The following is a 20,037-nucleotide window of genomic DNA, read 5'->3' on the forward strand; positions in this document are numbered from 1 at the left end:
TACTGACAGGCGTCACCAGGCTTGAGCACGGCAAGGCACCAACCCGGAAGCGCGCAAACCACTGCCCCAGCCCGGCATCCCATGCCGAGCCGGGGCAGCACTTCGAATCCGGCCGTGCCTCACACGGCGCCAGAGGGCAACGCGCCGTTACTGAAGGCGTCCTTGCACGCGGCTGTGCTGCGCCTCTTCGTTCTGGTTGGTGCTCTGGTTTTTGATCGTGTACTTGGCACTTTGGCCCGATCCCTGGACGGACTGCACCGTGCCGTCGCATTGCTGCTGCTGGTCGTTCTGGTACCTGACCTTGTCGCCCTGTTTGTACTGCTGTTGGGGTTGCGGATTCACGGTGGCCTCCTGTGATCATTTTCCGGTCGCATCCGTGTTTCCCCGGTACGCTCCTCCAGTCACCGCTGGAGACCGGCAACCACCCGTAAAGGGGAAGCGGTGGCCACACGCCTGCACGCTGATCGGCGCTGTCACGTTGGCTGACTGGGTGGGATGATCTTCTGGTTGGTCATGTTGGAGGGGGTTGTCGGTGGGGAGTGCGTCGCCGTCGTACAGGGGGCACCGGTACCCGGTCGAGGTGATCTCGCACTGTGTGTGGCTGTACTTCCGCTTCCCGCTCAGCTTCCGCGAGGTCGAGGAGCTGATGCTCCAGCGAGGCGTCATCGTCTCCTACGAAACGATCCGCCGCTGGTGCGCCAAGTTCGGCCAGGCTTACGCGAACGGACTGCGCCGCCGCCGTCCCCGGCCCGGGGAGAAATGGCATCTGGACGAGGTGTTCGTCAGGATCAACGGGGAGCTGAAGTACCTGTGGCGGGCAGTCGACCAGGACGGAATGGTGCTAGTGTCCTGCGCCTGAAATTCCTAGGTAGTTCCGGCTGAGTTGCGGACGGTCAACACGCCTGGCGGTGACCGAAGTTGGGCCGCCAGGACGAGGTGGATCTACCGACGGATTACTGGCGCAGGACACTAGACATCCTCGTGCAGAATCGGCGGGACAAGGCCGCGGCCCGGCGCGCTTCTTCCGCCGTCTGATGAAGAGGACGCCTGCGGTGCCGCGGGTGGTCGTCACGGACAAGCTGCGTTCCTACGGCGCGGCCCACCGTGAGGTCATGTCCTCCGTCGAGCACCGCTCGCACAAGGGACTGAACAACCGGGCCGAGAACAGCCACCAGCCCACCAGACAGCGTGAACGCGCGATGAAGAGCTTCCGCAGTGTGGGCGCGGCCCAGCGGTTCCTGTCCGCGTTCAGCGGCATCTCACCCCACTTCCGGCCCCACCGCCACCTGATGACAGCCTTCGACCACCGAGCCGAGATGACCATCCGCTTCGCCCTCTGAGACCAGATCACCGGCACTGCCAACCGGCCCGCCACGGCCTGAACACAGGCCCGGACCGCAGACCCACCACACCCCGACGCGCCATCAGACAGTCACACACCCAACAACGTGACAACGCCCCAAGATCGATTCAGCGAGGGCTCCCCGTCTCGTGAACAGCGATCTCGGCTCCTTCAACCAATGCGTGGCCGCGGTGATCGCGCGCTTCCCGTTCTATGCGGACGGCGACGAGGACAGGTTCGAGGCGGTGGCGGAAGAGCTTCGGGATCTCATCTCCGGCATCGACGAGGCAGCTCTCGCGCACAACGGATTCTGGGAGACGTTCTGTGACGACGTGGCGATGGGGGACTACGAGGACTGGGATGCATGAGTCAGCAGCGAACTCCGCCCTTGGTCAGCCGTCCATGATCAAGTCGACGCCGACCAGACAGCCATCGACCAGCTCGGGGCGGTACTGGATCTGCTTGAGCCTGCGCTTGACGGCACGGGCGATCTGGCCGAGGTCGGCTGCGGCGAGGTTGCCGATATCGCGCTTGACCAGCGACCAGATGCCCTCTTGCGGGTTCAAGTCCGGAGAGTAGCTCGGAAGTTGGAAAACGGTGAGCCAGTCCGCATGGTCGGCGATGAACTCGCGCAGCGGTTCGACCAGGTGCATACGCAGGTTGTCCCACACGAGCACGATCGGACCGCCGAGCTGGATGTGGGCCCTGACCAGCAGGTCGCGCAGGTCGCGCCAGCCGATGCCCTTCGGCTCGCCCTTGCGGCCCCGGTACTCACGCACCGAGTAGAACATCCGGGACCGCTTCCCCGGCTTATAGCAGCTCAGCCCGGCCATCGACACCCGGCCCGAGCCCCGGCCGCGCACGCGGACCACCGGAGTGCGGCCCCTGCGTCCCCAGCTCCTCGCTCGCGGCGGCGTCATCGACTGGCCGGCTTCGTCCTCGAAGACGATCCAGCCGTCGCACGCCGCCGCGGTGCTCTTACCAGCGGCCAGGTCTCCTTCCTCCAGACCTCGACCGCCTGGTCGTCGCGCTCGATCGCCCGCCTGGCCGGCTGCTGCCAGGACCAGCCGTGCCGCCTCAGCAGCCGCCAGGTGCCCTCCACCGTGTAGCTCACGTGGAACAAGCGGCCGATCAGCGTCTTGATCCGCGCCAGCGTCCACCGCTGATCCGCCCAGCCATGGACCAGCGGCCCGCGCTCCAACTCCCGCTCCAGCCTGGCAATCTGCGCGTCGCTAAGCCTCGGTCGCCCCGGCGATCCCTTCGACAGAACCCCGGCCTCGCCGCGCTGCCTCCAGGCCCGGCGCCACCGCTCCACCGACCGCTCACTGACCCGTAACGCGGCAGCGATCTCCCGGTTCTTCTGTCCGCCCTCGAAGCGTTCCACGGCCTGCAGCCTGATCCGCTCCCTCGTGGCCCTCCCGGCGTCGGTCAACCCTCCGCCCTGCGCGTATCTCACGGTCCACGACTACCGGATCGGACCGGCTGCCGTCAGGCGAACGGCTCCGACATCACCCAATCAAGTTCAGTAGCATCAGCTCGAACCGGCCAATGCGGTCCCGCGCACCGTTTATACGCCGCGCAGAACGTCCGCATACATTCCGGCCGGGTCGATCGGCGAACAGCGGGCCGACTACATGCAAGAGGTGTCACTTGAATTCCAGCTCGGTGCCCCTGGGGACGATCTGGACGTTGAGTTCAATATTGATGTTGGAGCCAACGACTGCGATGCCGCGGGCCAGCATCGACTGCCAGTTGATGGTGTAGTCCTCGCGGTGCAGCTCGGTGGTGGCCCGGATTGCCGCACGGGTCTCACCTTCCATACCGACGCGCAGACCGCCGTATGTAGCGTCGAGGGTTACCGTGCGCGTGACTCCGTGCAGCGTGAGTCCGCCGGTGATCGCCCAGTTGTTTCCGCCGCGATGAACGAAACGGTCGCTGTAGAACTCCATGGTCGGATACTGGTCCACGTCCAGGAAATCCGCGGACCGCAGATGCTCGTCACGCATCTTTACATTGGTGTCGATCGAGGCGGCGTCGATAACGACATGCATTGCCGTCTCTTCCATCGACTCCCCGACCCGAATCGCCCCGGAGAAGTTGTTGAAATGGCCAAAGACGCGGCCCAGTCCGATGTGCCGGGCTGCGAAGGAAATTCGGGTATGAGCTCGTTCGATTTCCCATTCGCCGGGGGTTGGCAAAGGGATCAACGGTGCTGCCTGGAGCAGAATATCTTTCACCCCGGTGCACTTTCCCTCTTCTACGACAGACTCGTTTCCCCGGTACGGGCTGAAACTTTCTGACGAGACAGCGAGCCGGTATTCCCCAACGGGAACCATCGCCAAGATCATGCCGAAGGGGTCAGTCTCCCCGCCCACAATCTTATGACCGTTTCTGTCGCTCACAGTGAATTCGGCGTGCCTGACCGGCTGGGTCGCAGAATCGAGAACGCGGCACGCGAGAAGACCTGCACCGGACGGCACGGAAAGTCCAGATATAGAGTTTTGCGCGTTCGCGGCCATCGGGCGACCAAGAAAACGACGGATCATGGTGTATGTACCCCTGTGCAATGAAGCTTCGCGGCCCTTACGGTTCGACTGGTCGTCGAACGGGCCGCTGTTTGAGACATTATTCGATCACTTGGCGCCATTCGATGCAAACGGGTCGACAGAGAGAGGTGCTCATGCATGCAACCTGTACGCAACCTGACGTTCGTGACACTCACACCTGGTGAACCGCAGCCCGAATAGATGTAACCGACCAATGCTCCGCGCAGCGACCCACCTCCCGGTGCGGGGGTGCGTGTTAGCTGCTCTCCGGACGAGGTCCTCCGCGGCAGCGGTTGCTAACGCCGGCGAATCTGGACGGCGGTAAATGCACTAAATCCGTTTTGCCCTTTCAGTTTGAGGGTCGGAGTGAGTGACGCCATCCGAAACTCTTGACAATCCCTCCACATACTTCCCGATGACTGAGCGGAATGGCCATGGAACCCCCGCCTGCGACTCGCGGCGAACTGGGCGCAGGCTGTCACCCCCCTCGGCGGCGAGCCCCGCAGGTGACAGTTGTTCGGGGAGCCTGGGTATGCAGATGTCCGCTACGTGGGTGTCAGACCTGAGCCTGGCCGCCGTCGGCGAAACAGTCGGCGCCGTTGACGAAGCTGGAAGCGTCGGAGGTGTCCGCGAGCCGAGCGAGGAGGTGATCCTTGTCTGGCTCACCATTTCGGAATTTCGAGCGAAAGGCTCTTTGGCTCCCCGAAGCGTATTGCCCAGCCCGGCTCACTTTCTGAGCTCGGAGATGCTTCTCCGCCCAGCTGCCCAGTTCCTTCAGCGCGGGCTCCAGCGCGGCGCCGGCCTCCGTCAGACTGTACGAGACCCGCAGCGGGGGACCTTCGTCGACGTCGCGCGCGACGAGTCCCGCGGCGCCGAGTTCCGTGAGGCGGTCGGAGAGCATCCGTTCGCTGATGCCGGGGATCGCCCGGCGCAGGTCGGCGAAGTGGACGGGATGCGGCAGCAGCACGGCCACGATCAGGCCCGTCCAGCGCTTTCCGAACAGCTGGAAGACCCGGGCCATACCGTCGTCGACCTTCTGGCACGGCCCTGCGTCGTGTGCTCCCAGCTCTGACATGTGAGTACTACATTCCATTCGTGGATAGAAAATCAGGTGGCCAAGCCAGCGATCGGGCACGGAGAAGGATCTTTTGCGCTAGCGCATCGGACATGCTGTCTGCGTCAAACTCCAACCTGAGCCTCTGACATGGACTCTCATCCGCTTCTTTACTTCTCCTGGGCCGTGGTTCATCGTTGGGCTCGCGAGTCCGAGGTGTACGAGTATCTTCCTCGGCGCTCGCAGCGGTGCATACCAGTTGGTCCATGGCTGCGTGACTCAAAGGAACGGACAGTTCAGGCAGGGCGATCGTCACGGAGCCGTGGCTCGACAAGACCAGAGGATCGACCGCCAGTCGAGGAAGCTCTGTGGTGACCCGGGCCGCTTTGTCCTCGGTCGGCCCAGCGAACAACAACTCGACGCGGTCTGTACGTTTCCTGTGGTATCGACAAGTCGTGCCAGTGATGTCAGGTTCCCGCTGGACCAGAAGTAGACACGAATCTTCCGCATGTCTATCCCGGTCGCAGGCTCGCCCACCTGAACCACACTGGTGGAGGGGATCCCACATGCCGATATCGCTAGAGATATGAGCAGCGCAACCAGAGATATCGGGTGAGAGTGGAGCTTTCGTGCCGGGGTTCCTCGGTATCGCATCAAGTGGTACTAGCCTAGCCCTGGGCTAGGGGTGTTTCCGTTCGGTCGGTGGGTTCCTGCGGCGGTCAGGACGTGTTCGGCGAGACGGTGGGCGACGGCCAGGGGGGTTGTTGCCTCATTCGCACTGTCCTCCAGTACCCGTGCGGTGGCTTCCTCGATGGATGCGAGCCGCCGCAGGGACTGCTTCGGGGTCAGTTGGTGAAGCTCCAGGCCGGACGCATACATGACCCCGCCGGCGTTTGCCACGAAGTCCGGCACCCAGGTGATCCGCGCCTGGGTCAGGTCCTGTGCCACTGCGTCGTGGGCCAGCTGGTTGTTGGCCGAGCCGACGATCGCCCGGCAACGCAGTGAGCCGACGAGCTCGGAGGTGAAAGCGCCGCCCAGGGCACAGGGCGCCAGAATGTCGGTCTGAAGGGTGTAGGTGCCGTCCAGTTCTACCCACTGCGCTCCGGACGTTTCGACGGCCGAGCGTCGCTCGGGGTCGACGTCGGTCGCCCGTACGTGAGCGCCTTGTGCGAGCAGGCGCTTGGTGAGCTCATGCCCGACGCCACCGAATCCGATCACCACCACGTCACGCCCCCGCAGATGCGGTGTTCCCCACAGATGCGCGGCGGTTGCGTTCATCGCATGCTCGACGCCGGCGGCAGTCCCGAAGGTAGTGGCCCCGAGGCCATCGGCTGTGGCGGAATAGCCGCCCACGTAGGGGGTGCGACGGCGCATGAGCTGGATGTCGGCGGAGCTGGTGCCGACATCGGGGGCCACGTAGTAGGCGCCGTTCAGATCGTGGACCAGTTCGGCGACATCGAGCAGCAGGGCTTCCCGCAGTTGGCCGTCCAGGCGCTGAGGGCCCCCGGGCAGGAGCGGGACGACAGTCTTTCCTCCGCCCGTGCCATTGCGGACCGCGGCGGCCTTGTAGGTCATCCCGCGGCTCAGTCGGAGACAGTCGACCAGCGCGTCGGCCGGGGAGTCGTATCGAGCGATCCGCATGCCACCGACGGCAGGGCCGAGGCGGGTGGAGTGAATGGCGATGATCACTGGCAGGCCGGAGCGGCGCCCCTGCCGAACCAGGAACCCCTCATGATCGAGCGTGGTCTCCAGAGTGCGTGACGGCATGCCCAGTCCCTCCAGCTCAGATACGGGCTGACTTAACGATAGCTAAGTCAGATCTGGCTTAAGCTAACATAAGTCTGCTGCTTCGCTAGACGGGATGGTGTGATGTCGGCACTCACTGGCTCGCTGACCGACCGGGACAGCTGGAGCGAACACCGCTGCTCAGCGGCACGGGCCCTGGAAGTACTCGGGACGCCCTCGAACCTGTTCGTGCTGCGCGAGGCCTTCTACGGCACGACCTACTTCAACGACTTCGTCCGCCACACCCCGCTGAGCGCACCCGCAACGGCCAAACGCCTACGAGAACTCGTCGAGGTCGGACTCCTGCGGCGGACCCCTTACCAGGCGCCCGGGCAGCGAACACGCGACCGCTACGAACTGACCGAACCCGGCCAGGAGCTTCTGATCGCCTACTTCGCGCTGATGGAGTGGGGCGACCGCCACGCCACCCCGGGAACGGAAGGCGGTCCAGTCCGCCTGCGGCACCGAGACTGCGATGCTCCCGTGCACGTGGAACTCTCCTGCTCCGACGGCCACATGCTCGCCCCCAGCGAACTAGAGGTCGTTCCAGCCCCCGGACTGTCGCAGAGTGAGGCGGCAGACTGATTCCTCCGACGGACCGCCCCCTGTACGCAACTCGTCCCGGCAGCGCCCTGGCGACGTTGATCGGTTCCATTCGTAACCGGATCAGCTCAGCTTCTGGACCGCCGCGCAGACGACCTTCGCGCGCCGCGGGGCACTCCGACGGCTTCACGCATGGGGTGCGGTCAAGACCGGCTGCATCTCAGTCCAGGACGCGGCCGAGGAACCCGCGGATGTAGCCGCTGATGGCGTCGAGGTGCGTCTCCGGGGCGAAGTGCCCAGCCGGCAGCGTGAACTTCCGAGTCTGGCAGATCACGGGTGAAAGCCCGGGCCCCGTCCGGTCCGAAGATCTCGTCTCCCGCACCCCAGACCGCCAGGAGCGGGACCTGGCTGGTGCGGAAGTATTCCTGGAGTTGAGGGTAGCCGTCGATGTTGGTCGGGTAGTCGCGGAAGAGCGCCAGTTGCACCTCATCGTTGCCGGGCCGGTCCAGCAGAGTCTGATCGTGCAGCCAGGTGTCCGGGCTGACGAGGCTCCTGTCGGAGGCGCCGTTCTCGTACTGCCAACGGGTTGTCTCGGCGTTGAACTTGGCCCGCGCCCCCGGTTCGGTATCTGCTCCCGGGGCCGTGGCGTACGCGAACAGGTCCTCCCAGAAGGGCTGGACGAGTCCCTCCATGTAGGCGTTGCCGCTCTGCGAGATGATCGCGGTCACCTCGTACGAAGGGTCGAGCGTAAGCCGCCATCCGATAGGGGCGCCGTGATCATGTACGTAAATTGAGAAACGGCCGATGCCTGGGCTGTCGAGCAGGTCGCCGGTGATTTCCGCGAGATTGTCAAAGGTGTATTCGAACTCGTCGGCTTCCGGCATCGCGGACTGACCGAACCCTATGTGGTCGGGCGCGATCACGTGGTAGCGGTCGGCGAGTGCCGGGATGAGGTGCCGGAACATGTGGGAGCTGGTCGGAAACCCGTGGAGGAGCAGGACGACCGGCGCCTCCGCCGGACCTGCCTCGCGGTAGAAGACTCGTTGCCCCTGGATGGTTGACGTGCGGTGGTAGGTAGGGAGCATGCTGGCCCTCCGAGGACGCACCGAGTTGGCAAAGCGGGTTTCGCGGCGTTCGGTGCCGTCGACAACCGGCAGCACCGGAGACTCTGATGGATTTCATGGTCGGAAAATGGACCAGAACGCTCCGGACCCCTTTCCACCTAAAATGCTAAGCCCAACCATCAGACCGCTAATTTGGGCATGACCACCGGGCCCGGCCCACCCACCGCTCCTCATGCTCGACCACGACGGTGAACCACCCGTGGTGCAAGGCATGTTGATCCGGCTGAAGGTGAGGTCGAGCATCTGTCGACGGACGAGCCCTTGCCGCCCTGTCAGACGATGTTGCCTCCGCTCAGGCCAGGCCGTGTGGGTGCCAGGCTGGTGGGGAGATGGGTCCGCCCGACCGCTGAGTGATGGTCAGCAGCCGGGCGTTGGGTGGTGTGCGGGTCAGGCGCCGGCGCCTGCAGGCAGGTCACCCATCTTGTTCACGACGGCGCGGGAGAGGACCGCGCTGGTGCCGGTGAGCATGCCTGCCTTGCCCATCGGGGTGTCCTTGATGAGGTAGCTGCGCTCGCCGAGGAACAGGTGGGTGTTGCGGTCGAAGATGTACTCGGTGCGTTCGCCGTTGGAGACGTGGGCGATGGCTTCGCCATGGCGGCCGGCCGCGTCGGTGGCGTCCTTGACGAGGACGACGCCGGGGATCTTCGCGGCGGCCCGCCAGATGGAGGAGGCCACGTCACCGGGCACGATCGACTCGGATACGGTCTCGCCGATCCAGTTGAACGCGGCGGCGTCCTTGCCGGGGGCCTCGCCGCGGGTGGCGGAGTAGATCTGCTTCAGCAGCGCGTCGGGGTTGGTGGACAGCGACGCGATCTGCGGGACGGTGCCCGGCCTGGCGGGCTGCGACGCTTCGCCGGGGTTGACCACACCTGCGCCGCTGTTGTGGATGGTGATGTTCTGGCCGCCCTCGTGGATGAGGCCGTCCTTGGAGGGGTCGGCGGCCAGCCACACTTCGCGCTGGTGGACGGCGTCGAGCTTGGCCGCGCCGCCGATGGTGCGCTGCTTGACCTGGTGGGTGAAGCCGACCTTGCTCTTGACGTAGATGAACTGGTGGGCGCCGACGGTCGGGGTCTTCTGCTTGCTGGCCGCGTCCGCGACCTGGCTGAGGAAGGCGGTGGCGCCGTGGGCGGAGGCGGGCTGCACGGTGATGACCGAGGCCATGGCCACACTGTCGTCGGCGGGGGTCGCGCCGGAGCTGGTGACGCTGACGGCGACGGCTGCGGCGACAGCCAGGGCCGCGGCCAGCGCGGCTATCAGGCTCCAGCGCGGCATACCGCGCTTCGCGGCGGGAGACGGCTGCGTCTGCGCGCCGGGCTGGGTGACTTCCTGCATCAGATATTCCTCAAGACGTTGAGACCGGGCGGGAGAGAGACCTGGTGTGCCGGGGCGCGGCAGCACGTGTGACAGCTCCTGGCGCTCGGCCTCGTCACCATGCTTCGGAGCGTTCATCGGGCTTTCTCCTGTATCGACCGGACCGCGGGTGTGCGGTCGCCCTGTATCTGTCGGACGGGCGCAGGGGGTTCCACTCTTTTTTTCACGCGCTTCAGTTCCTGCTCGGTCAGTTTGAGCAGACGCCCCCGTGCGCGTGACAGGCGGGAGCGGACGGTGCCGACCGGGATGCCCAGGGCCTGGGCCGCCGCGGCGTAGCTGAGGTCGGACCAGACGCACAGCATGAACACATCGCGGTCCCCGCGCCGCAGCCTGGCCACCGCCGCTCTGGCGGCCGCGAGCCTTTCGCTGTCGTCGATGCGAGCGGCGACTTCGTCGGCAATATCCGGGACGGTCTCGGGTGTGGGGAAGCGGGTCAGGGTCTGCTGGTGTTTGCGCGCTGCGCGTCCGCGGTTGCGCAGGACGTTGGTGGCGATGCCGTAGACCCAGGGGCGGAGGCTCTCGTCGCCCTGCTCCAGCCGCTCCCGCAGACGCCACACTTCCAGGAACGTCAGTGACACCGCGTCCTCGGCGGCCGACCAGTCGCCCGTGGCGCGGTAGGCGTGCGCGTAGATCGCCTGGCCCAGTTCCTGGTACAGCTGGCGGAAGGCTTCTGGATCGTCGGCTCGCAGACGAGCTCGCAAGGATTGCTTCACGCAGGTACCTGTCGGATACACGGGGCCAGTTCCAGTGAGGTGGATCACAGTCAGATGAGGCGCAGCAGGATTTCGGCATCCCGGTGTCTTCTCGATCAGAGGCCTCACGCGCCCCATTGCCGCCGACCTCGGTGGCAGCGCCACGATATGTCGTTGAAGTATAAACTAGCTGCCTTGATGTCCGCCTATGCACCCTCGCCGAGCTTGTCCGTCCATACCCCCGGCGCGGCCCGTGGCCTCTGCTCCACGCCACGAAGCACCGACCACTTGAAGCGGGGCTTGAGGGTCCACTCCCGTGCGGCCTGCACGAGCGGTGTATGCCGGCCGCGCAAAGCCGTCACCGGGCACGGTCGCATCGCGTACCGGCCCTGATGGCCGCTGACCGAGGGATGCGCGGCCTTCCATGCGGCGATCACCGGCTCGACCAACGCCCACTGCTCGTCGCTCACGTCGGTCTTGTAGGGCTTGCGCTCGCTCACGGTGCCCAGCCCAACATGCCCACGGCCGCCGACCGGCCGGGATGCCGCACCGCCACACGTTCAGGTGACGACAAAACGCCTATGCACTCTCATACCGCCCTCTGAGAGCCCTATCGTGCCCCCGGTGGCAGTACGACGAGCGCCGGCACACGACGCTGCAGCCACGGTGTTCTCCGACCGTTTCCCCGCCGCAGAGGCCTCCGCTCCGGCCGCCGAGCCCACTGCGGTGCCCTGGGCTCGTGCCGTCTCCCCTAACGCGGCGCCCCCAGGGACCAGGCAAGGGGGAAAGATCGCGCAGCGGATCGTCCCCCACACCCTGCGGCTCGATGCGCTGCGCGGAGACCTCGTCGATCTCGGGGATGTGTTTCGTGCTTATCAGCAGCGCACGGAACCTGGCCAGTTGCTTCGTGGTGTAAGCGATCAGCCGGCGGGCTTGTTGGTGGTGTTGGGCAGTGCGGTGATGCTGCCGGGCTGGGATCCTTGATCGACTGCCGTGATGGAGTTCCGGCACGGAGGAACCTCTGGAGTGGCAAGAAGTAGCCGCCGAATCAGTGCTCTCTACGACTTGAGTTCCACAGCCTATGGTGCTGTCTTGGGTGCGGAAATGGGAGCTGACCTGTGGAAACGCCTGTGCGCACGCTGGGGCGGGCGGGGCGCTAGGTCCGTACTTCCCGGGTCGCTGAATCAGATGGTTTGACGGTCTTGCCGGTGTGGCCGTATTGGTCCGGGTGCGTCGATGACTTCCTGGTCCCCAAGGCCACGGACGGAACGCCCTCGCGTGGAGGTCGTAATTGAGTCCGTGGTGACCAAGCGCCTGGCCGCTCTGCCTGTTGCTGCTGAGTTTCTGCGTCGGCTGGACGTCGCTGAGATCGTCGACGGGCTGCGGCCACCGGATTCGCGGGCGGACCTGACGCACGGCCAGGTGATCGAGGTACTGGTGGCGAACCAGTTTACCGCTCCTTCGCCGCTGTTCCGCGTCGGGGACTGGGCGTACTCGTGTGAGGCCGTCAAGGGTCTTGGTGGAGGCCGATGCGTGTCCCGGCTGGTGCATTGACGGATCTCGTCGGTGTCCTGCTGGGGGTTTCGGCGATCAGCGGCGTTGTCGCGTCCGGCCGGTGGCAGCAAAACGTCTCCTCAGGGACACCACCGGAACTCGAAGATGTCCATGGCGAGACGCCGACGTATCACGGGTAGGAGGGCCGGGTGACCGGCCCTCCTACCCGATTGATGCTCTGTCAGAAGAGCGGCTCAGGCCCAACTTCCGAGAAGCATCCTCCGCGGATACCTACAGCGAGGATCCCGGGGACGACCGTCGGCGACTCCCAGTCGGCGAAGAGCACGACGGCACAGACGACCTGCGCTGACCTGGGCGCGCACACGGAAACGCCCCGGTGGGCGTCAGGGAAGTCACAAGGGTCGTCCGGGCCTCGCAGGGCGACTGTCCGCAGGCTCGTTCCTCGCGGCCTGTACGGGCCGGTGCAGGGACTGCCTTGACGGCGTCCTGGGCGGCTGGCGCGTTGTGAAGTGCGGCTGCTGCTGGTGCGCCGGTTACAGGCGCTTGGCTGTGCGGTCGCGCAGCAGCAGCCACTGAGTCGCGTCGGCGCCGCCCGGGCGCGCGGCCGGTCCGTGCAGTGAGAAACGATCTTCAGTCCAGGGTGTGATATGGCCTCTGACCTGCGTTGATTCTGTGCTTGATAATTCTGGCTGTGGGTATTGCCACATCATGGGCGCCGAACCGTCCCGCTAGGGTCTGTGCACTGCCTACAAAACGACCACCCTCATCACCTCTCCACGACCACTCCCAGGGCCCGGAGGCACCAGCATGGCGGGATCGCCGTTCGCGTGGATCGACGAGCAGGCGCGGCTGCGCCGGCAGGCCGGACTCGTACGCACCCTGCGCCCTCGTACCGCCGACTCACCCCTGCTCGATCTGGCGAGCAACGACTACCTCGGGCTGGCCCGCCACCCCGAGATCACCGCGGCCGCGGCGGACGCCGCCCGCCGCTGGGGCGCCGGTGCCACCGGTTCGCGGCTCGTCTCCGGCACGACCGAACTGCACGGCGAACTCGAACGGGAACTCGCCGACTTCTGCGGCTTCGAGGCGGCGCTCGTCTTCTCCTCCGGATACGCGGCCAATCTCGCCGCGGTCACCACGCTGGCGCCGCACGGCTCGCTGCTCGTCTCGGACGCGGGCAACCACGCCTCGCTCATCGACGGCTGCCGGCTGGCCCGCGGTACGACCCAGGTCGTGGGGCACGCCGACCCCGACGCCGTGCGCAAGGCGCTCGGCACCCACGAAGGTCCCGCCGTCGCGGTGTCGGACACGGTCTTCTCGGTGGACGGCGACGCGGCCCCGCTGAGCGAACTCGCGACGGTCTGCCGGGAGCACGGAGCCGCGCTGCTCGTCGACGACGCGCACGGACTGGGCGTGCTGGGCGAGGGCGGCCGGGGCGCCCCGCACGCCGTGGGGCTCGCGGGCGCCCCGGACGTCGTCGTGACCGCCACGCTGTCCAAGTCGTTCGGCAGCCAGGGCGGCGCCGTCCTCGGCCCCGCCCCGGTCATCGACCATCTGGTCAACGCGGCGCGCACCTTCATCTTCGACACCGGTCTCGCGCCCGCGGCGGCGGGCGCGGCCCTCGCGGCGCTCAGGCTGCTGCGCCGCGAGCCGGAGCGCGCCGCCCGGGCCCGTGAGGTGGCCACGGCGCTGCACACCCGGCTGACGGCCGAGGGCCTGGAGGCCGTACGGCCGGACGCCGCCGTGGTCTCCGTGCGCGCCCCGTCCCCCGAGCGGGCCCTACGGTGGGCGGCGGACTGCCGTGCGGCGGGACTGGCCGTCGGCTGCTTCCGCCCCCCGTCCGTGCCGGACGGCATCTCCCGGCTGCGGCTGACCGCCCGCGCGGACCTCACCGACGCGCAGATCGCGCACGCCGTGGCGGTGATCAGCCGGAATCGGTGAACGCGACGATGGTCAGCCCAGTCCGGCGATGAAGCCCTCCCAGCTGGCAGGAGCGAAGAGCAGGGCAGGGCCCGCCTTGTTCTTCGAATCGCGTACGGCGACGAGTCCGGCCCAGGGCCCTGGGCCCGGTCGTGCCGTCTCGACGCAGTTGTTCATTCCCGTACTACGACTGCTGCGCAGCCATCGCGCGTCGCGGAGTGAAGTACTGGAAGGTACGTACCGAGGCAGTTCGGTCATGGGGGTGCCTCCTTACGCGCCGTCACCTATCCCGGCGATGTAGTCCAACGAGTCCTCGGGCGAAAGGGCGTGGAATTGAAGGGCGTTGAAGGCCTCGGTGTAGGCCTGAAGGTCTTCTTTCCGTTCGAGGTAGAGGCTACTCGTCAAGTGGTCGAGAACAACCACATCCAGATCAGTCGTGTTCGGAAATGAGAAGATAACGAAAGGTCCGGTGACTCCGATGTGCGCCCCCGCGGCGAACGGCAGGACCTGAAGCCGCACTTGAGGCAGCGTGGCGGCCTCCCGCAGCCGCTCCAGTTGCCGTGCCATGACCTCCGGTCCGCCGACCTCACGTCTTAACACGGCCTCGTCCAGGACCGCGGTCAGTTCCAACGGCGGATTCGACCGCAGTACGTCCTGCCGGGCGACGCGGACCTCGACGAGTGTGTCCAGCTTGCCCTCCTCCAGTCCGCCCACCGCGGCCCGGGTCACCTCCCGGGCGTACTCGGGCGTCTGCAACAGCCCGGGCACCACCGAGGTCTCCAGCGTGCGCATGCCGCTGGCCTGGGACTCCAGACTGATGAAATCGCGGTAGGTCGGCGGCAGCACCCCGCGATAGGCGTGCCACCAGTGGTGACGCCCATTGCCCTCGGAGCCCGCCAACCCGACCAGGAGCTCCCGTAATTCGGGCTCCGTGACGGCGTACGCGTCGAGGAGGCGCGCCACGTCCGCCGGTTTCACCCCACTGATGCCGGTCTCGATCCGGCTCACCTTCGACTGATGCCAGCCGACGAGACGGGCCGCCTCACCACTGGTGAGACCCGCACCGGCGCGCAGCGCGCGCAGTTCGGCACCGAGCTTGCGGCGGCGCACCGCGGGACCGTGCTGCATGGCCGTACTCCTTACTCCTTCCGAGCCGCCCAAATACGCTCCGCCGTCGCAGAGTTCACCGCATCGAGCGACAGATATATGCATATCTCGGTGGATCGCACCCGTGACCGGCCCGGTAATGGCAGTCTGGCGCGAAGCACCAGTCCGGGACCGTACTCGAACCATCCGCTTCGTGTCGGACTCCGGTCCTGTGGGAAAGGGACGACGTCGCCATGGCAGATCACCAGGAAGCATCCGTCACTCTGCCGAGCGATCCCGCCTCGGTCTCCGCGGCCCGGAAATTCGTCGCCGACGTGCTGACCGAATGGGGCCTGCCGGGCGATGCCGAAGTCGCCGACACCGTACGCCTTATCGTGTCAGAACTGGCCACCAACGCCGTCCAGCACACCCTCGGGCAGTCGCCCACCTTCACGGTGGATGTCCGGCTCGACCGGGACGAACACCTGCGCATCGGCGTCACCGACAGCCACCCGCGCTTTCCCAAACGTTTGCCCGCCGCTGTCCAGCAGGACAACGGACGCGGCATGGTGATCATCCGCTGGCTGACCGCCGAGTGCGGCGGCAGACTCGTCGTCCGGCCCACCCGCGAGGGCGGCAAGACGGTCGCCATCGAGCTCCCCTGGACCGCGCAGGCCCAGCCAGTGACGGCCGGGGGGCCACAAGAGGCCTGAGGAACGGCTCAGTTGTCCTGCCCCTGGTGTGCGGCGCGTCCGAAGACGCCACGCAGCAGGGCCTGAAAGGCCTCGGCGGTCGGCGCCGGCCGGTCGATCCGGCGGACGACGGAGATCGTACGGCGCGGAACTCCCGGTTCCAGCAGCCGCGTGCCCACCGCGGTCGCCGCCGTCCTGGCCACCATCTCCGGTACGACCGCGCCCCCGAGCCCCGCGCCGACCAGCGCGCATGCAGCCGAGGTGGCGGCAGTCCTCACGGTCACGGGGACCGCGCTCACGGTTCTCGGCCCGGTGCTTGTTCCGGAGCCTTTCCCGCCCTGACGCCGGCACGCTGCACCAGCCGGGGCAGGACGCCCCACAGTGCCAGACAGATGACCAGGGTGCCCGAGCCCGCGGCGATCCCGGCGGCCCGGCCCAGCGCCACGTCCACGGCGAGCAGTACCGATCCGGTCAGCGCCAGCATCAGCACACCCAGCCCGATCTCGGCGAGGACGGACGAGACCCGCACGATGATCGGTTTGGCGTGCTGCCGGAAGAGTGAGCGGTGCAGCGCGGCCGGCGCGGTGAACAGGGCGGCGGCCAGTACGGCCAGCAGGAGCGTGGTGACGTACGTGGCGCGCTGCACCGTGTCGAGGGACGGGAAGCGCGGGGTGAACGCCAGGGTCAGCAGGAAGGCGAAGAGGATCTGCACGCCGGTCTGCGTGACGCGCAGCTCCTGCAGCAACTCGCCGAAGTTCCGGTCGGCGCGTTGGAGCGGCGTCTCGTGACGTTCCTCGGAGCGGGGTTGCTCGGCCATGCTGAACGGGTATCCGGTTCGTCCGGTTTCACGCCTTGAGGGAGGAAAGGGGCCTGAGAGGGCCGGCTGACGCCCTTGAGGGGCGCCACGGGGCCGGAGGGCACCGAATGACGCCGTGCGGGGTTTGCGTCACTGAGGGCGGTGGTCGGCGCCGTACGGGGGCAGCTGGAGCCCGGGGGGCTTGGGGCCCAAGTGGGGTGGTTCGCGCCTCTGGCGGGGCGATGGGGCCCGGAGAGGCGCACGGGCATCGGGGGACACCTCGCGCCCTGCCGGAGGACGGCTCACGTCCCACGGTGGGGCGACGCGCGCCCCCGCAGGACGTCCGGGGCGCGTGACCGCGGCTCCCCAGGGCGGGACGGCGAGCCCCGAGGGGGTGCCGGTGCCCGGGCCGGCACCCCCTCGGGCAGGTCAGCTGACCCGGCCGTACCACACGCTCTTCGTCCAGATCTTCTGCAGCTTCACGACCTCCCCGGTCTTCGGGGAGTGCCAGATCTTTCCCTTCCCGGCGTAGATGCCGACGTGGTACACGCTCCGGCCCGAGTGGAAGAACACCAGGTCCCCCGCCTTGCGGCTGGAGGCGGAGATGTGGTGCGTCTTGTTGTACTGCGCCGCTGCCGTACGAGGCAGGGTCTTGCCCGCCTTCTTGAACGAGTACAGCGTCAGCCCGGAGCAGTCGAAGCGGCGTGGCCCGGCGGCGCCGTACTTGTACGGGGAGCCCTTCTTGGAAGCCGCGACCTGAAGTGCCTTCGTCGCCAGGGTGGCCGCCTCGGCGTCGGATGCGACGCCCGGCACCACAAGGCTGCCGCCCACGGCGGCGATGGTGAGCGCCGAGGCCGTACCGGCCCGGGTCCACAGCGACGGGACACGATTGAGCGCAGTCATGCGCAACCCTTCGTCAGCCGCCTGTGAAGGATGACCTGTCGGATTCGGGCTGGCGAAGTAGCCCGGCCGCGTACTGCGGCTTCACCCCAAGGACCGCCCGGATCTCTCCGGCGACCCGTCGTGCTGGGTCCTCCACTCCTGCCGATGCACTTCTGTCGACCGGTCATCCGGGCAGCGGCAGGACTCGGCGTCCGCCCGGACCGCCCCGCCGTTGTGGCGGGGGCTTGTCGTCGGAAGGGATCTTCACGCATCACGGTAAGAAAATCCGAGCGGAACCGGCGATTTGTGGGCTTACTCACCACTCACCCGTTCGGGTGGACACCCGTCCGTTCGAGGGATGTTGGGGACGCCGACGACGCTCTTACCAGCGGCGGAGCATCTCATTCCGCCTCTGGGCTACGCGTGTTGCGCAACTTTTCGGCTCCCGGAAAGGACCGTCGACTACTCCATCAGGGGGTACGCCATCCGGTCCGTTTGAAACCCGGGCCGGACACCTCGCCGACTTGGCGCGTGCGGCGGCCCGGGGTGGATCCGGGGTGGACTCGGAGTGGACCTGGGGTGGACCCAGGGCGGACCCGGGACGGTCGGAGTGCGGGCCCGGGTCCGGACGAGTCAATTGTCGGATTCCGGCGGCAGCGTGACGCGGGCCGCCCGGCGCTCCCCGTCCAGGACGCGCAGGGCCTGGGCCAGCGTCGGGGCGTGCACCTCGCTCTCGCCCCGCTGGTGCATCAGTGCGAGGGCGTCGCGCAGCGCCGCCGCCTTGCCGACCAGGGCCTGGGCGGCCCGCAGTCCGCGGTAGGTGTCTCCGGGGCGGGCCGGGTTGATACGGCCGATCAGGTCGACCACGTCCAGATAACGGTCGATCAACTCGGCCTCGGCACGCGTCAGCGCGGGCAGCGGGGGCAGTTCGGGCACCATCGGCGGATCACCTCGCGTCGGGTGTGGCGTTCCTCGCACCGGGCGTGGTGCGCGAGGTCTTGCGGCTCGGGATGATCCCGTCCACGAGTCCGTACGCCAACGCCGCCTGTGCGTCCAGGATCTTGTCCCGCTCGATGTCGGCGGCGACTCTCTCAGGACTCTGCCCCGTGTGGAGTACGAGCATGTCCTCCAGCAGCCTGCGAGTGCGGGTCAACTCCGCGGCCTGGAGAGCGAGATCGCTTGCCTGGCCTTCCACCGGCCCGGGGAGCGACGGCTGATGGATGAGCACCCGGGCGCCCGGCAGTGCGAACCGCTTGCCCGGGGTGCCGCCGGCCAGCAGCACGGCGGCGGCCGACGCGGCCTGCCCCAGGCAGACGGTCTCCACGTCGCAACTGACGTACCGCATCGTGTCGTAGACCGCCGTCATCGCGCTGAACGAGCCGCCGGGCGAGTTGATGTACAGCGAGATGTCCTGGTCCGGCGCCAGGTGTTCGAGGTGCATGAACTGTGCCAGCACGTCGTTCGCCGACGTGTCGTCGATCGGTGTCCCGAGAAACACGATCCGCTCGTCGAGGAGCTTCGAGTACGGGTCCAGGGTCCGGTGCCCCGTGCCCATGCCGGTGTGTTCGGTGAACTCCGGCAGGACATGGCGGGCGGTCGGGTCGTTCATGGCGTGCGCCTCCTCTGGCAGGCATCTGTAAAAAATGTACAGGACGTACAGATCCGGCGGATGCTGCTCGGCTGACAGCGAAAAACCTGTGCGCCGCCGGTGGAGACGGTCGCTCGATCGTGCGAACGGGTCGTTTTCGGTGGAGTTGAACGAGATCGTCCGCTCTGTGGGGGTGCCGGGGGCCCGGTCTAAGCTGGTGGGCATGGCCTACGAGATTCCGGTGACGCAAGCCAGGGCTGAGCTCGCCGATCTGATCAACCGGGTGGTGTACGGCGGCGAGCGCGTCGTCGTGACGCGGCACGGCAAGCCCCTCGTCGCCCTGGTCTCCGCCGCCGACCTGGAGCGGCTCGAAGAACTCCCGGAGCCCGTCGAGGAGCAGGTGGTCAGTTCCCTCTCCAGCGTCCGCGAGGTCGCGTCGGCCCCGCGTGAGCGTCGGCCGTTCGGTATCGCGGCGGAGCACCGGGGGCCGGGCGTCTCGTAGCCGCGGGCCCGGGCCCCTGCGTCCCGCAGGGTCTGTGCGAGGGCGACGGGCGCGCCCGACCGGGGGTGACGACCTTCGCCGTATACGGTCCGGCTTCCCGCTCCGTGCCGGACGGCGGCCCCGGTGGCGGCCCTGCGTGTCCGCGCCGCTCACGAATGGATCACGGGCCGGTTAACGTCCTCGAAACGACGGCCAACTAGCGTGCCCATCCATGCCACCAGGGGTTTTGGTGGCTGCGGCCACCGGACCCCGCACGGTCCGGAGCGAGGACTGTGAGGTGGGACGCCGTGCAACTGACCCCGCACGAGCAAGAGAGGCTGCTGATCCATGTGGCCGCCGACGTGGCCGAGAAGCGACGGGCCCGCGGGCTGAAACTGAACCACCCCGAGGCTGTCGCCCTCATCACGTCGCACATCCTCGAAGGCGCGCGCGACGGCCGTACGGTCGCCGAGCTGATGTCCTCAGGGCGCAAGATCCTCACCCGGGACGACGTCATGGAGGGCATCCCCGAGATGATCCACGACGTCCAGGTCGAGGCGACCTTCCCGGACGGCACCAAGCTGGTCACCGTCCACGACCCGATCGTCTGACGGGGGAGC

General features: G+C 67.3%; 20 protein-coding genes, 5 pseudogenes and 1 riboswitch. Of the genes and pseudogenes, 9 read left to right on the plus strand and 16 right to left on the minus strand.

What is annotated here, in order from left to right; genetic code table 11:
• Nucleotides 1-147: 147 nt before the first annotated feature.
• Nucleotides 148-342 carry a hypothetical protein gene (locus tag RV986_RS44305; protein ID WP_475922763.1) on the minus strand — a complete coding sequence of 65 codons (195 nt, stop codon included), beginning with the start codon at nt 340-342 and terminating at the stop codon, nt 148-150.
• A 190-nt stretch (nt 343-532) separates the two neighbouring features.
• Between RV986_RS44305 and RV986_RS44310 the strand changes: the two are divergent.
• The 3 genes and pseudogenes from RV986_RS44310 to RV986_RS44320 all read left to right on the plus strand — a co-directional run.
• Nucleotides 533-841: pseudogene (locus tag RV986_RS44310) on the plus strand (IS6 family transposase); the annotation flags it as partial.
• Between the two features lie 128 nt (nt 842-969).
• A pseudogene (locus RV986_RS44315) lies at nt 970-1,340 on the plus strand (IS6 family transposase); the annotation flags it as partial.
• A gap of 124 nt (nt 1,341-1,464) precedes the next feature.
• The gene (locus RV986_RS44320) at nt 1,465-1,710 is read left to right on the plus strand and encodes an SUKH-4 family immunity protein (RefSeq protein ID WP_475924656.1); all 246 of its coding nucleotides are present in this window, start codon (nt 1,465-1,467) and stop codon (nt 1,708-1,710) included.
• Nucleotides 1,711-1,734: 24 nt separating this feature from the next.
• Here the strand turns inward: RV986_RS44320 and RV986_RS44325 are convergent.
• From RV986_RS44325 to RV986_RS44340, 4 genes and pseudogenes are all read right to left on the minus strand, one after another.
• A protein-coding gene (locus RV986_RS44325; RefSeq protein WP_475922764.1) for an IS630 family transposase occupies nt 1,735-2,798 on the minus strand; the annotation gives its coding sequence in 2 pieces (ribosomal slippage) (nt 1,735-2,351 and nt 2,351-2,798; 1,065 coding nt in all).
• 190 nt (nt 2,799-2,988) lie between these two features.
• Nucleotides 2,989-3,888 carry a YceI family protein gene (locus tag RV986_RS44330; protein WP_475922765.1) on the minus strand — a complete coding sequence of 300 codons (900 nt, stop codon included), beginning with the start codon at nt 3,886-3,888 and terminating at the stop codon, nt 2,989-2,991.
• A gap of 742 nt (nt 3,889-4,630) precedes the next feature.
• Nucleotides 4,631-4,963, minus strand: a pseudogene (locus RV986_RS44335) (winged helix-turn-helix transcriptional regulator); the annotation flags it as partial.
• A gap of 642 nt (nt 4,964-5,605) precedes the next feature.
• Nucleotides 5,606-6,709 (minus strand): Glu/Leu/Phe/Val dehydrogenase dimerization domain-containing protein, encoded by a 1,104-nt coding sequence (locus RV986_RS44340; RefSeq protein WP_475922766.1) that lies wholly within the window; start codon nt 6,707-6,709, stop codon nt 5,606-5,608.
• A 102-nt stretch (nt 6,710-6,811) separates the two neighbouring features.
• Here RV986_RS44340 and RV986_RS44345 point away from each other — a divergent pair, with 102 nt between their 5' ends.
• Nucleotides 6,812-7,312, plus strand: coding sequence for a winged helix-turn-helix transcriptional regulator (locus RV986_RS44345; protein WP_359238939.1), 501 nt, complete (start codon nt 6,812-6,814; stop codon nt 7,310-7,312).
• Nucleotides 7,313-7,490: 178 nt separating this feature from the next.
• Here the strand turns inward: RV986_RS44345 and RV986_RS44350 are convergent.
• The 4 genes and pseudogenes from RV986_RS44350 to RV986_RS44365 form a co-directional block, all read right to left on the minus strand.
• Nucleotides 7,491-8,355: pseudogene (locus RV986_RS44350) on the minus strand (alpha/beta fold hydrolase).
• Nucleotides 8,356-8,781: 426 nt separating this feature from the next.
• The gene (locus tag RV986_RS44355; protein ID WP_475922767.1) at nt 8,782-9,843 is read right to left on the minus strand and encodes a CU044_5270 family protein; all 1,062 of its coding nucleotides are present in this window, start codon (nt 9,841-9,843) and stop codon (nt 8,782-8,784) included.
• Entirely contained in the window at nt 9,840-10,466 is a 627-nt protein-coding gene (locus tag RV986_RS44360) for an RNA polymerase sigma factor (RefSeq protein WP_467601818.1), read from the minus strand. The genes RV986_RS44355 and RV986_RS44360 overlap by 4 nt, the downstream gene beginning before the upstream one ends.
• 362 nt (nt 10,467-10,828) lie before the next feature.
• A pseudogene (locus tag RV986_RS44365) lies at nt 10,829-10,957 on the minus strand (IS5/IS1182 family transposase); the annotation flags it as partial.
• A gap of 802 nt (nt 10,958-11,759) precedes the next feature.
• On the opposite strand from RV986_RS44365, the gene RV986_RS44370 reads away from it, so the two are divergent.
• Both RV986_RS44370 and RV986_RS44375 read left to right on the plus strand, forming a co-directional pair.
• The gene (locus RV986_RS44370; RefSeq protein WP_475922768.1) at nt 11,760-12,011 is read left to right on the plus strand and encodes a DUF4277 domain-containing protein; all 252 of its coding nucleotides are present in this window, start codon (nt 11,760-11,762) and stop codon (nt 12,009-12,011) included.
• Nucleotides 12,012-12,779: 768 nt separating this feature from the next.
• Nucleotides 12,780-13,913, plus strand: a complete 1,134-nt coding sequence (locus RV986_RS44375; RefSeq protein WP_475922769.1) for an 8-amino-7-oxononanoate synthase — start codon at nt 12,780-12,782, stop codon at nt 13,911-13,913.
• A 12-nt stretch (nt 13,914-13,925) separates the two neighbouring features.
• Here RV986_RS44375 and RV986_RS44380 read toward each other — a convergent pair whose 3' ends face one another.
• Both RV986_RS44380 and RV986_RS44385 read right to left on the minus strand, forming a co-directional pair.
• On the minus strand, nt 13,926-14,150 hold the full coding sequence (locus tag RV986_RS44380; protein WP_475922770.1) for a DUF397 domain-containing protein: 225 nt from the start codon (nt 14,148-14,150) through the stop codon (nt 13,926-13,928).
• Nucleotides 14,151-14,162: 12 nt separating this feature from the next.
• Nucleotides 14,163-15,020 (minus strand): helix-turn-helix domain-containing protein, encoded by an 858-nt coding sequence (locus RV986_RS44385; RefSeq protein WP_475922771.1) that lies wholly within the window; start codon nt 15,018-15,020, stop codon nt 14,163-14,165.
• 212 nt (nt 15,021-15,232) lie between these two features.
• On the opposite strand from RV986_RS44385, the gene RV986_RS44390 reads away from it, so the two are divergent.
• On the plus strand, nt 15,233-15,691 hold the full coding sequence (locus tag RV986_RS44390; protein WP_475922772.1) for an ATP-binding protein: 459 nt from the start codon (nt 15,233-15,235) through the stop codon (nt 15,689-15,691).
• An 8-nt stretch (nt 15,692-15,699) separates the two neighbouring features.
• Here the strand turns inward: RV986_RS44390 and RV986_RS44395 are convergent, their stop codons facing one another.
• From RV986_RS44395 to RV986_RS44415, 5 genes are all read right to left on the minus strand, one after another.
• On the minus strand, nt 15,700-15,954 hold the full coding sequence (locus tag RV986_RS44395) for a LysR substrate-binding domain-containing protein (protein WP_475922773.1): 255 nt from the start codon (nt 15,952-15,954) through the stop codon (nt 15,700-15,702).
• Between the two features lie 11 nt (nt 15,955-15,965).
• A complete protein-coding gene (locus tag RV986_RS44400) occupies nt 15,966-16,487 on the minus strand; it encodes a DUF6328 family protein (protein WP_475922774.1) in 522 nt (173 codons plus the stop codon).
• A gap of 408 nt (nt 16,488-16,895) precedes the next feature.
• Nucleotides 16,896-17,369, minus strand: coding sequence for a C40 family peptidase (locus RV986_RS44405; RefSeq protein ID WP_475922775.1), 474 nt, complete (start codon nt 17,367-17,369; stop codon nt 16,896-16,898).
• A 3-nt stretch (nt 17,370-17,372) separates the two neighbouring features.
• Nucleotides 17,373-17,528: riboswitch (cyclic di-AMP (ydaO/yuaA leader) on the minus strand.
• A 453-nt stretch (nt 17,529-17,981) separates the two neighbouring features.
• Nucleotides 17,982-18,287, minus strand: a complete 306-nt coding sequence (locus tag RV986_RS44410; protein ID WP_475922776.1) for a hypothetical protein — start codon at nt 18,285-18,287, stop codon at nt 17,982-17,984.
• Nucleotides 18,288-18,294: 7 nt separating this feature from the next.
• Nucleotides 18,295-18,957: an ATP-dependent Clp protease proteolytic subunit gene (locus RV986_RS44415; protein WP_475922777.1), complete on the minus strand. Its 663-nt coding sequence runs from the start codon at nt 18,955-18,957 to the stop codon at nt 18,295-18,297.
• Nucleotides 18,958-19,159: 202 nt separating this feature from the next.
• Between RV986_RS44415 and RV986_RS44420 the strand changes: the two genes are divergently transcribed.
• Together RV986_RS44420 and RV986_RS44425 are read left to right on the plus strand one after the other, a co-directional pair.
• Nucleotides 19,160-19,438 carry a type II toxin-antitoxin system Phd/YefM family antitoxin gene (locus tag RV986_RS44420; protein ID WP_475922778.1) on the plus strand — a complete coding sequence of 93 codons (279 nt, stop codon included), beginning with the start codon at nt 19,160-19,162 and terminating at the stop codon, nt 19,436-19,438.
• Nucleotides 19,439-19,725: 287 nt separating this feature from the next.
• Nucleotides 19,726-20,028, plus strand: a complete 303-nt coding sequence (locus RV986_RS44425; RefSeq protein ID WP_054229180.1) for an urease subunit gamma — start codon at nt 19,726-19,728, stop codon at nt 20,026-20,028.
• Nucleotides 20,029-20,037: the final 9 nt, after the last annotated feature.

This window comes from Streptomyces sp. RLA012, from assembly GCF_056270325.1.

Coding starts and splice junctions, on each gene's coding strand:
- RV986_RS44330 (WP_475922765.1), bottom strand. CDS start 3,888: ATGATCCGTCGTTTTCTTGGTCGCCCGATGGCCGCGAACGCGCAAAAC.
- RV986_RS44340 (WP_475922766.1), bottom strand. CDS start 6,709: ATGCCGTCACGCACTCTGGAGACCACGCTCGATCATGAGGGGTTCCTG.
- RV986_RS44345 (WP_359238939.1), top strand. CDS start 6,812: ATGTCGGCACTCACTGGCTCGCTGACCGACCGGGACAGCTGGAGCGAA.
- RV986_RS44355 (WP_475922767.1), bottom strand. CDS start 9,843: ATGAACGCTCCGAAGCATGGTGACGAGGCCGAGCGCCAGGAGCTGTCA.
- RV986_RS44375 (WP_475922769.1), top strand. CDS start 12,780: ATGGCGGGATCGCCGTTCGCGTGGATCGACGAGCAGGCGCGGCTGCGC.
- RV986_RS44380 (WP_475922770.1), bottom strand. CDS start 14,150: ATGACCGAACTGCCTCGGTACGTACCTTCCAGTACTTCACTCCGCGAC.
- RV986_RS44385 (WP_475922771.1), bottom strand. CDS start 15,020: ATGCAGCACGGTCCCGCGGTGCGCCGCCGCAAGCTCGGTGCCGAACTG.
- RV986_RS44390 (WP_475922772.1), top strand. CDS start 15,233: ATGGCAGATCACCAGGAAGCATCCGTCACTCTGCCGAGCGATCCCGCC.
- RV986_RS44400 (WP_475922774.1), bottom strand. CDS start 16,487: ATGGCCGAGCAACCCCGCTCCGAGGAACGTCACGAGACGCCGCTCCAA.
- RV986_RS44405 (WP_475922775.1), bottom strand. CDS start 17,369: ATGACTGCGCTCAATCGTGTCCCGTCGCTGTGGACCCGGGCCGGTACG.
- RV986_RS44410 (WP_475922776.1), bottom strand. CDS start 18,287: ATGGTGCCCGAACTGCCCCCGCTGCCCGCGCTGACGCGTGCCGAGGCC.
- RV986_RS44415 (WP_475922777.1), bottom strand. CDS start 18,957: ATGAACGACCCGACCGCCCGCCATGTCCTGCCGGAGTTCACCGAACAC.
- RV986_RS44420 (WP_475922778.1), top strand. CDS start 19,160: ATGGCCTACGAGATTCCGGTGACGCAAGCCAGGGCTGAGCTCGCCGAT.